The following is an 8307-nucleotide window of genomic DNA, read 5'->3' on the forward strand; positions in this document are numbered from 1 at the left end:
CGGCCACGGCGAGGGGGTAGGCGCCGGCGGCGCTGGCGGCGTCGAGGGCGAAGCCGCTCGACAGGCCGGTGAGCACGCCGATCCCCTCGCCGGGGGCGAGGCCTGTGGCCGACAGGCCCGGATCGACGGGGGCGTCGCCGTAGACCGAGGCGCCGCTGTTGGCGGTGACGGTGACCGGCCGCGGGGTGATGGTGAGGGCGGCGCCGGCCGGCAGGGCGTAGTTCGAGGCGAGCCCGTTGCCGCCGGTCACCGCGACGGCGAGGCCGGTGAGGCTCGTGCTGGCGTGGAGGCCGGCCTCGGCCGAGGCGGCGGTGGCGGAGCCGGCGGTCAGCGCGACGCTCTCGCCGTCAACGCCGCCGGTGACCGTGAGCTGGCCCGCGCCGAAGCCGGCGGTGGCGTCGTAGGTCTTCGTGCCGGTGACGGTGAGGAGGGCCGGATCGATGCCGAGGGCGGTGGCGTTGCCGGCGGCCTGGGCGAAGACGTAGTTGCGCGCCGCGAGCCCCGATCCGGTGACGGCGTAGGAACCGACGTTGCTGCCCGGGCCGGCTCCGGTCGTGAACGCGGCGGTGCCGGTGGTGGCCTCGGCGAGGGTGTCGGCGCCGAGGAGGCCGGTGACGGTGCCGGTGAGCGGCGGGTTGGCGGCGCCGTAGGTCCGGCGGACCGGGTCGGCGGCGTAGGTCAGGGTGGCGGGGGTGATCGTGACGGCGCCGGTGGCGCCGGCGAGCGTGTAGTTCGGGTTCGACAGCGTCAGGCCGGACGGGTCGGCGAGGGCCTGCGCACCGACGTCCTTGGCCGCGAGCAGGCCGGTGCCGGCGACGGTCACCGTGTCGGCGCCGACGAGGTTGCCGGCGGTGAGCAGGCCGCCCGCGATGGCGGTGCCGGCGTCGTAGACGCGCGTGCCCGACAGCGTCACCGGGCGCGGCGTGACGGTGAGACCGGTGGGCGCGTCGGCGTAGGTGATCCGATAGTTCGCCAGCCCGGTGCCCTGCGCGGCGGCCGCGGTGATGGCGTAGGGACCGCCCGCCACCGTCGCGGTCGTGGCCGTGCCGGCGCTGGCCAGGGCGACCGCGCCGACCGTGTCGCCGTTGACGAGGCCGGCCGTGGTGAAGCCGGTCGTGCCGAGGTCGGGGGCGTCGCCGTAGACCTTGGTCCGGTCCGCGGCCGTGATGGTCAGGGCGGCTGGGGTCACCGTGAGGCGCCCGGCATCGGCGAAGACCACGCGGTAGCCGGCCGGGGCGGTCAGGGAGCCGGCGTCCGCGGTGATGGCGTAGGGACCACCCGCCACTGTCGCGCGGGCACCCGCGCCGGCCGAGGTCACGGCGGGCGCGCCGGTCGCGGTGTCGGCGCGGTAGGCGCCGCTCCGGCCGGGATCGAGCCCGGCGAGGGTGTAGGCGCCGGCCACCCGCGCGGCGGCGTCCTCGCCGTAGGTCTTGGCGAGGTCGGTGGTGGTGACGGTGAGGGTCGGGGTCGCGGCGAAGACGTAGCGGTTGCCGGCCGCGGTCACCGCCGCTCCGGGCGCCGTGCCCCAGACCGCGGTGTTGCCGCTGTCGAGGCCGCCGAAGGCGTTGCCCGCGGGCGCCGCCGCGTAGATCAGCCAGCGTCCGCCGGTCGACACGACGGCGTTGGCGACGGGGGTGTTGAGGAAGGCACCGGGGGTGGCAAGGGCGACGTCGCCGTTCGCGAAGACCTGCGAGCCGGCCGCCAGGGTGAGGTCGGTGGTGGTGGCGACGGCGAGGGCGCCGCCGGCGCGCAGGCCGTCGAGCGTGCCGATGGCGTTGCCGGCCCCCGCGAGGCGCAGGTCGGCGCCGGACGAGCCGGTCAGCCGTCCGGCCGTGATCCTGCCGGCGGTCTGGTCGAGTCGGCCGGCGGCGGCGAGGGTGAGGCTGCCGGCGCCGAGGGTCAGGTCGGCGGCGAGGGTGAGGGTGGCGCCGCGGGCGGTGGTGGCGAGGCCGACGCTGCCGCCCGCGCTCAGCGCCCGGTCGAGGGTGAAGCCCGCGCCCGTGGCGGAGACGGCGAGGGGCGTCGCGGCCAGCGCGGTGGTGAGGGTGGCGAGCGGCCCGGCGCCGAAGGTCGCGGCGAGGTCGGCCTGGAGTCCGCTGTAGGTGGTCTGCGCGGTGGTCTGCCGGTTGAGGCCGGTGATGATCGGGTCGAGCGCCAGCACGCTGCCGGCGACTTGCGCGGCGTCGGTGTAGAGGAGGCCGGTCGGGGCGCCGCCGCCGGCGGGGGCGAGGCTGGCGCCGATGCGGACGGGTCCGGCGGGCAGGGTGCCGGCGGCGACGGCCTGATAGACGTAGCCGTTGGCGCCGGCCGAGACGGTGCCGCCGCCGAGCAGGCTGCCGCCGGCGTGGAAGCCGACCTGGATGCCGGCGGGGGCGGTGACGCCCGCCGGCTGCACGGTGGCGGTGACGGCCTGGACGCCGGCGGGGAAGAAGCTATTGAGGTAGGGGTAGAGGCCTGGCCCGGTGGCCCAGACGGCGGAGTTGAAGCCGGCGGGGAGGCTGCCGTTCTGGAGGTCGGCGGTGGTCAGGCCGAGGCCGCCGGCGCTGGTGGTCAGGCCAGTGGTCTGCGTGTTCCAGGCGCTGTCGGTGACCGTGCCGCCGCCGTCGTTGAACCCCACGAGGCCGCCCACGGAGGACGAACCGCTGACAGCGCCGGTGGCGTAGGACTGAATGACGCTGCCGCCGTAGTTTTGCCCCACGAGGCCGCCCACGGAGACAGACGAGCCGGTCGTGCTCCCGGTGACAGCACTGGTTGAGTAGGACTGGCTCACCGTGCCGCCAGTGCCGTTGAGCCCCACGAGGCCGCCCATGGAGTTGACCGTGCCGGTGGAGGTGCCGGTGACGGCGCCGGCGGCGTAGGACCGGCTCACCGTGCCGCTGTTCGCCCCCACGAGGCCGCCCAGGCTGAGGGAGGATCTGTCGAAGCTCGTGACGGCGCCGACGGCGTAGGAGCGGCTCACCGTGCCGACGTTGTAACCCACGAGGCCGCCCACGTAGGACGAGCCGCGGACGCTGCCGCCGACCAGTCCGAGGTTGCGCACCGTGCCGCCCGAACCCACGGCGCCGAACAGGCCCGCAAACTCGCCCGCCTTATCGATGGTCAGGCCGGTGAGCGTGTGCCCCAGCCCTTCGAAGGTCCCGGAGAACCGCGTCGCACCGGTGCCGACCAGCGCGTCGGCGTAGGTGGTGCCCGACCCATCGAGGTTGCCGGCCAGCGCGTAGCGGCCCGCCAGCCCGCCCGCCGCGCTCTGGTCGGTGACGGCGCCGCCCGCCACCGCCGCGACCCCGTCGATGCCGTCGAGGTCGGCCATCGTGCGCACCAGCGTGTAGCCCTGGCTGTTGATCGCCAGCGCCTGCCCGGCCACCGCCGCCGTCGCCGCGCTGCCGTCGGCGTTCAGGAAGGTCAGGCCCGCCCCTTGCGCGAAGGACAGGTTGCCCGGGTCGGCCGCGTCGTAGCCGAGCGCCACCCGCCCCGCGCCCTGGACCCGCACGGGCGCGTTGACCGCGAGCGACCCGGCCGAGAGCAGTGTCAGCCCCGCCCCGCTCAGCACCTGCTCCTGCGCCACCCGCACCGGCCCCTGGGTGCTGCGCACGTACAGCCCGCCCGCGGCCCCCGGCGCCACGGGCGCATCGAGGGTGAACCCGGCCGCGCCGGTGGCGATGTAGCCCACCCCGGTCAGCCCGGCCGGATCCCCGAGCCCCGTGCCGCCCCGCGCCGCCGTCAGCAGGGTCCGGTTGGCCGGCGTGAGCAGGTCGCCCACGGTTCCGGGCGCCCCGAGGAGGCTGGTGGCGGTGGTCGGGGCGATGAGGGTGTTGCCCCAGATGTCGAGGCCGCGCGTCGTGCCGGTGGCGCCGATCAGGCTGGCGCCGGTGACGGTGCCGGCGGGGGTGCCGTCCCCGGTGGTGTAGGCCAGGGTGGCGGTGCCGCCGCTCGCCAGGGTGCCGGCCGGGAGGGCGACGTAGTAGGCGCCGTTGGCCCCGGTGGTGACCCGGGTGAGGGTTCCGCCGACCGCGAGGGTGACGTGGGCCGGGGTGACCCCGGAGGCGAGCGGGGTGAGGCCGCGATCGGCGTAGGCGGTGCCGGAGACGGCCTGGACGCCCGTGGGGAAGAAGTGGGTGAGGTAGGGGTAGAGGCCGCTCGCGCCGCCGGAAAAGGCGGAGGTGGTGCCGTCGCCCAACGCGCTGGCGGTGGAGAAGAAGCGGAGGTTGTTCGCGGAGAACGAGCCGGAGACCGGATCGAGGCCCTGGAGCTGGCGGGTGGTGTAGCCGGTGCCGCCGGCGCTGGTGGTCTGGCCGGAGGTTTGTGTGTCCCAGGCGCTCGCCGTCACCGTGCCGACGTTCTCTCCGACGAGGCCACCCACGAAGGACGAGCCGGTGTCTCCGGTCACGGCGCCGGTGGCGTAGGACTGGTTGATCGTGCTGTTGCTGTAACCCACGAGACCGCCCACGTAGCGCGAGCTGCCGCCGATGGCGCCGGTGGCGTGGGATTGCTCGACCGTGCCGTAGTTGACTCCCACGAGGCCGCCGACGCCTTCCGATCCGCTGACGGCACCGGTTGCGTATGACTGGTCGATCCTGCTGCTGGTGAAATCATTGAACCCGACGAGGCCGCCCACACCTTGAGAGCCGCTGACGGCGCCGGTCGCGTAGGACTGGCTCACCGTGCCGCCGTCGTTGAACCCCAGGAGGCCGCCCACGTTGTTCGAGCCGGCGACGGAGCCGGTGGCGTAGGACCCGCTCACCGCGCCGCCGTCGTTGCGCCCTACCAGGCCGCCCACGCTATTGCCGAGGCCGCTGACGGCCCCGACGGCGTAGGACCGGATCACCGTGCCCGTGCTTCTGTTGTATCCCACGAGGCCGCCCACCTGCCTCTGGCCGCGGGTCGCCCCGGTGGCGGAGGACCCGCTCACCGTGCCTCCGTTGTCGCCCACGAGGCCGCCCACCTCGAACGAGGTGCCGGCCGACCCGGTGACGGCGCCGGTGGCGAAGGACTGTCCCACCGTGCCGCTGCTGGCGTTGAACCCCACGAGGCCGCCGACGGAGGACACGCCGCTGACGGCGCCGGTGGCGGAGGATCTGCTCACCGAGCCGTAGTTGTTCCCCACGAGACCGCCCACGTCGTTGGAACCGCTCACGGGACCGGTGGCGTACGACTGGCTCACCGTGCCACCGATGAGGCTTCGTCCCACGAGGCCGCCCACGTAGGTCGAGTCGGTGCCTCCGGTCACGGCGCCGGTGGCGTAGGACTGGCTTACCGTGCCGCCGTCGTTGTTCCCCACGAGGCCGCCCACGCGGGACGCGCCGCTGATGCTGCCGCCGACCACGCCGATGTCGCGCACCGTGCCCGTGGAATGGCCGATCAGGCCGACGTAGTTGTTGCTGCCGCCGGTGATCGTCAGGTCGCGCACCGCGTGGCCCAGCCCGTCCAGACGGCCCGAGAACGGCGTCGGCGCGGTGGTGGACGTGCCGCCCCCCGCGATAACGCCGGTGGTGAAACTCGTGCCCGCCGCGTCGATGTCGTTGGCGAGCGCGTAGTTGCCGGCGAGGTTGGCGTTGATCGCCTGGAGCTGCGGCAGGGTGAAGATCAGGTTGTAGAGCCGCGCCGTCCCGTCGGCGCCGACGAGGACCGGGCCGGGATTGGCCGTGAGGTAGGGCGAGGTGCGGTTGCCGACATTGGCCCAGACGCCCGTGGTGAAGTCGCCCGGCAGCCCCGCGGTTAGGTTCGCCGTGGTCAGGCCGGTGACGCCGCCGCTCTGGCCGCTGCCGACGCCGCGGGGCTGCCCGGCGGTGTCGGTGTTGTAGTAGCTGGCGGTAACACTGCCGCTGTTGGAGCCGACGAGTGCTCCCGCGCTGTACGAGCTGCTGCCGGCGGCGACAACTCCGGTCGCGTAGGACTGGACGACCGTGCCGTTGGAGTCGTTGATCCCCACGAGGCCGCCTGCAGTGGACGAGCCTGAGCCACCGCTGGAGCCGGTGGAGTAGGACTGGATGATCAAGCCGCTGTTGGACCCTACGAGGCCGCCCGAGTAGGACGAGCCGCTGTCACCGCTGGAGCCGGTGGCGAAGGACTGGCTGATCGTGCTGCCACGGTCGTTGGTCCCAACAAGGCCGCCCATGTTGTAGCGCGGGCCCGTGACCGCTCCGGTGGCGTAGGACTGGTTGACCGTGCCGCCATTGCGCCCCACGAGGACGCCCAGATCGATCGAGCCGGTGACTGTGCCGGTGGCGTAGGCCTGGACGACCGTGCCGCCGGCGCCGTTTAGCCCAACGAGGCCGCCCACGGACTCCTGGCCGCTGACGCTGCCTCCGACCACGCCGATGTCGCGCACCGTGCCCGTGGAATGGCCGATCAGGCCGACATACCTGTTGCCGCCGCCGCTGATCGTCAGGTTGCGCACCGCGTGGCCCAGCCCGTCCAGACGGCCCGAGAACGGCGTCGGCCGGGCGGCGGACGTGCTCCCGCCCGCGATGACGCCGGTGGTGTAGGTCGTGCCCGCCGCGTCGATGTCGTTGGCGAGGGCGTAGTTGCCGGCGAGGTTGGCGTTGATCGCCTGGAGCTGCGGCAGGGTGAAGACGAGGTTGTAGAGCCGCGCCGTCCCGTCGGCGCCGACGAGGACCGGGCCGGGATTGGCCGTGAGGTAGGGCGAGGTGCGGTTGCCGACATTGGCCCAGGCGTCCGTGGAGAAGCCGTCGGGCAGCCTCGCGGTCAGGTTCGCCGTGGTCAGGCCGGTGACGCCGTCGTTCGAGCCGCTGCCGACGCCACGGGGCTGCCCGGCGGTGTCGGTGTTGTAGTAGCTGTCGGCAATACTGCCACTGTTGGAGCCGACGAGTCCGCCCACTGCGGATGAACCGCTGCCGCCGCTGACAGCTCCAATGGCGTAGGACTCGCTCACTCTGCTGAGTCTGTTGCCCCCTATGAGTCCGCCCAAGGCTTGTGAGTTGCTATTGATGCCTCTGACAGTGCCGGTGGCGTAGGACTGGATCACCGTACCGCTTTCGGTGTTGTATCCGACGAGGCCGCCCACGTTGGACGCGCCACTGACGGGGCCGGTGGCGTAGGACTGGCTAACCGTGCCGCCGTCGTTGGTCCCCACAAGGCCGCCCGTGTTGAGCGAGATACTGCCACCGCTGACGGCGCCTGTGGCGTAGGACCTGATCGCCGTGCCGTAGTTGTACCCCACGAGGCTGCCGACCCAGTATGACCCGCGAAAGCTGCCGCCAACCAGACCGACATTGCGCACCGTGCCGCCCGACGCCACTAAGCCGAACAGGCCCGTGGAATTGCCCCGCTTGTCGATGGTCAGGCCGGTGAGCGTGTGTCCCAGCCCCTCGAAGGTACCGGTGAATTGCGTCGCGTCGGTGCCGCTGCTGCCGGTACCGACCAGCGCGTCGGTGTATGTCCTGCCCGACGCATCGAGGTTGCCGGCCAGCGCGTAGCGCCCCGCCAGCCCCCCCGCCGCGCTCTGGTCGTTGAGGGCGCCGCCCGCAACCGCTGCAACGCCGTCGATGCCGTCGAGATCGGCCATCGTGCGCACCAGCGTGTAGCCCTGGCTGTTGATCGTCAGCGCCTGCCCGCTCTGCCCCGACGCGAAGGTCACGCTCGCCCCCTGGCCGAAGCTCAGCAGCGGCTGGGTCGAAGATCCGACCGGCTCCGTCCCGGTGGTCAGCGTGAGCTGCCCGCCGCCCGCGACCGTGATCGGCGCGTTCACCGCGATCGCGCTCGCCGCCTCCAGCGTCAGCCGCGTTCCCGTCGACCACGACAGCGGTGCCGCCACCGTGATGGTGCCGGCCTGACCGCCCGGGCCGCCCGCCGCCCCGGTCGAGACCGTGACGTTGGCGGTCGCCAGCGCGGTCTGCAACGTGGCGGCCTTGATGACCGAGTCGTTCCCGGTCGCGGTGAAGCCGCTGCCGGTGGTCTGCGCCCCGTCCGAAATCGTGATGTCGTAGGGATCGAGCAGCAGCGTCCCGAACCGGCCCTTCGCCGCCGTCAGGAGCGTCGTGCCGTCGTAGGCCAGAACCCCCTTCGACGACACCTCCGCCTCGCCCCCGTTCCCCCCCTCGCGCCCGCCCCGCGCCGTGATCGTCCCGGAAAACTGCGTGCGCACGTCCGACCACACCACCACGTCGCCGCCGTTGCCCCGCACGCGCGCGTCCGCCCGGATCACCGTCCCGGCATCGACCGTGACCCGCTCGGCATGCGCCAGCCGGCCCGCGCCCTGCCGCCCGCCGCCGAGCCGCACCACCCCGCCGCCGCCCGCCCCCGACGCCTCGATCCGCGCGCCCCGCGTCGCGATCGTCGGCGCGGTCG

General features: G+C 73.7%; 1 protein-coding gene. It reads right to left on the bottom strand.

Translation table 11 applies throughout. The features are described 5' to 3' along the window. On the bottom strand, positions 1–8307 hold an 8307-nt coding region (locus EOE48_RS28250), incomplete at both ends, for a GLUG motif-containing protein (protein ID WP_127734200.1).

The organism is Methylobacterium oryzihabitans, assembly GCF_004004555.2.
In the GTDB taxonomy this organism is placed as follows: domain Bacteria; phylum Pseudomonadota; class Alphaproteobacteria; order Rhizobiales; family Beijerinckiaceae; genus Methylobacterium; species Methylobacterium oryzihabitans.